Origin of the sequence: Nocardia sp. NPDC058497 (genome assembly GCF_042720195.1) — a bacterium.
Classification (GTDB): Bacteria; Actinomycetota; Actinomycetes; order Mycobacteriales; family Mycobacteriaceae; genus Nocardia.
This window is the reverse complement of sequence record NZ_JBHXMY010000703.1, coordinates 1-2,776: the sequence shown is the minus strand read 5'-3', so window position 1 is coordinate 2,776 and position 2,776 is coordinate 1. Positions and strand designations below refer to the sequence as shown.

At 66.4% G+C, this 2,776-nt stretch carries 2 protein-coding genes and 1 pseudogene; 2 read left to right on the top strand and 1 reads right to left on the bottom strand.

What is annotated here, in order from left to right:
- Positions 1-131 precede the first annotated feature (131 nt).
- Together ACFWPJ_RS29745 and clpX are read left to right on the top strand one after the other, a co-directional pair.
- Positions 132-797 carry an ATP-dependent Clp protease proteolytic subunit gene (locus ACFWPJ_RS29745; protein WP_218721479.1) on the top strand — a complete coding sequence of 222 codons (666 nt, stop codon included), beginning with the start codon at positions 132-134 and terminating at the stop codon, positions 795-797.
- 241 nt (positions 798-1,038) lie between these two features.
- Complete coding sequence (gene clpX, locus ACFWPJ_RS29740) at positions 1,039-2,319, top strand: ATP-dependent Clp protease ATP-binding subunit ClpX (RefSeq protein ID WP_378856370.1); 1,281 nt, start codon at positions 1,039-1,041, stop codon at positions 2,317-2,319.
- A gap of 59 nt (positions 2,320-2,378) precedes the next feature.
- Here the strand turns inward: clpX and ACFWPJ_RS29735 are convergent.
- Positions 2,379-2,776: pseudogene (locus tag ACFWPJ_RS29735) on the bottom strand (hypothetical protein); the annotation flags it as partial.

The window sequence follows — 2,776 nt, the reverse complement described above, 5'->3', positions numbered from 1 at the left end:
GGGACGCCCCCCGTGGGTACCCGCCTCCGCACCCCCCCCCACCGGGCTTCATCGACCACGTGGTCAGCCACGCGAACCAGGCGAAGTAACGCCGCCGTCCCCCCTCACTCGAGACAAGCTTGGAGATAACGATGGCCAACCTCTTCGACCCGCGCGCCGGACATGGCGGCTCCGCCGCGGGCCTCCCGCAGGCGCGCTACATCCTGCCGCAGTTCACCGAGCAGACTTCGTTCGGCGTCAAGACTTCCGACCCGTACAACAAGCTGTTCGAGGAGCGCATCATCTTCCTGGGCAACCAGGTCGACGACGTCTCGGCGAACGACATCATGGCGCAGCTGCTGGTGCTGGAGTCCCAGGACCCCGACCGCGACATCACGATGTACATCAACTCGCCCGGTGGCTCGTTCACCGCGCTGATGGCCATCTACGACACCATGCAGTACGTGCGCCCCGACGTCGTGACGGTGTGCCTCGGCCAGGCCGCCTCGGCCGCCGCGGTGCTGCTGGCCGCGGGCGCCCCCGGCAAGCGCGCCGCGCTGCCCAACGCCCGCATCCTGATTCACCAGCCGTCCTCGGGTGGTGTGCAGGGTCAGGTGTCCGACCTCGAGATCGCCGCGGCCGAGATCGAGCGGATGCGCCGCCTGATGGAGGTCACCATCTCGCGCCACACCGGCAAGTCCGAGGAGCAGGTCCGCAAGGACACCGACCGCGACAAGATCCTGACGGCCGAAGAGGCCAAGGAATACGGCATCGTCGACCAGGTCTTCGACTACCGGAAGCTCAGCGGACAGAAGTGACACGCCCGGGCCCGTCGTCGCAGTTTCGGCGGCGGGCCCGCCAATTTCGCGCGGGTTGGCTCACAATGGTGAGAACCCGCACAACCCTGAACAGAAACATGCGCGAGTTGTCGACCTCATTCGCGCACACCAGGTACGGTCGACTCAGGGACCATTGCTCTGATTGACGGCACCGAAACGTATTTCCGGCCCAATCGGGGGACGACGGTCGCACTCGGACAAGGAAGTAGGGACCTACGAGATGGCGCGCATCGGAGACGGCGGCGATCTGCTCAAGTGCTCGTTCTGCGGAAAGAGCCAGAAGCAGGTCAAGAAGCTCATTGCGGGCCCCGGGGTCTATATCTGCGACGAGTGCATCGACCTCTGCAACGAGATCATCGATGAATATCTGGCCGAGTCGAGCGAGGTCAAGCTCGACGAGCTGCCCAAGCCGTCGGAGATCCGGGACTTCCTGGAGAACTACGTCATCGGCCAGGACACGGCCAAGCGCACCCTCGCGGTCGCGGTGTACAACCACTACAAGCGCATCCAGGCCGGCGACAAGGGCCGCGACAGCCGCGGCGAGTCCGTCGAGCTGGCCAAGTCGAACATCCTGATGCTCGGCCCCACCGGCTGCGGTAAGACCTACCTCGCGCAGACGCTGGCGAAGATGCTGAACGTGCCGTTCGCCATCGCCGACGCCACCGCGCTCACCGAGGCAGGCTACGTCGGTGAGGATGTCGAGAACATCCTGCTGAAGCTGATCCAGGCCGCCGACTACGACGTCAAGCGCGCCGAGACCGGCATCATCTACATCGACGAGGTCGACAAGATCGCCCGCAAGAGCGAGAACCCCTCGATCACCCGTGACGTCTCCGGCGAGGGTGTGCAGCAGGCGCTGCTGAAGATCCTGGAGGGCACCCAGGCGAGTGTGCCGCCGCAGGGCGGTCGCAAGCACCCGCACCAGGAGTTCATCCAGATCGACACCACCAACGTGCTGTTCATCGTGGCGGGCGCGTTCGCGGGCCTGGAGAAGATCATCTCCGACCGCACCGGGCACCGCGGCATCGGCTTCGGCGCCGAGGTCCGCTCCAAGGCCGAGGTCGACACCGACGACCACTTCGCCGAGGTGATGCCCGAGGACCTGATCAAGTTCGGTCTGATCCCCGAGTTCATCGGCCGCCTGCCCGTGGTCGCCTCGGTGACGAACCTGGACAAGGAGTCGCTGGTCAAGATCCTCTCCGAGCCGAAGAACGCGCTGGTCAAGCAGTACGTGCGGCTGTTCGAGATGGACGGCGTCGACCTCGAGTTCACCACCGACGCTCTGGAAGCGGTTGCCGATCAGGCGATCCTGCGCGGCACCGGCGCCCGTGGCCTGCGCGCCATCATGGAGGAAGTCCTGCTGCCGGTGATGTACGACATCCCCGGCCGCGACGACGTCGCCAAGGTGGTCGTGGACGCCGACACGGTCACCGAGAACGTCCTGCCGACGATCGTGCCCCGCAAGACCCAGCGCACCGAGCGCCGCGAGAAGTCGGCCTAGCAGCCACGAAAGAGGGCCCGTACTCCGATCTGGAGTACGGGCCCTCTTTGTGTGTACCGCTAGCTCTCGCGGAAGGCCGGAGCCGCCGAGAGGAGGTCTTCGGCATCGTCGGCGGGGATCTCGGCCGAGGCGCGGGCGATGGCGGTGCTGTAGCGGGCGCTGGCGGCGTTGTGGATCATCAGCGCGACACCGATCATCACCGGGGCCACGGCGTGCACCGCTGCGTCGTACCAGTGCCCGGCGCTCAGGTGCGGATAGGTGTTGAGGGCGATGGTGAGGGTGAGCAGGAACAGCTCGGCGACCAGGACCTGGGTGCGGTTGCCCATCACGCCCCACTCGGCCACACGCGTGGTGCCGATCATGATGATGATCAGGCAGACGCTGATCATCGCCTCCAGGCCGAAGCTGGCCCAGTAGAGCGGGGGGCCCGGCCCGCCGGGCGCGGGGGTGTGGTGGT

Coding starts and splice junctions, on each gene's coding strand:
- clpX (WP_378856370.1), top strand. CDS start 1,039: ATGGCGCGCATCGGAGACGGCGGCGATCTGCTCAAGTGCTCGTTCTGC.
- ACFWPJ_RS29745 (WP_218721479.1), top strand. CDS start 132: ATGGCCAACCTCTTCGACCCGCGCGCCGGACATGGCGGCTCCGCCGCG.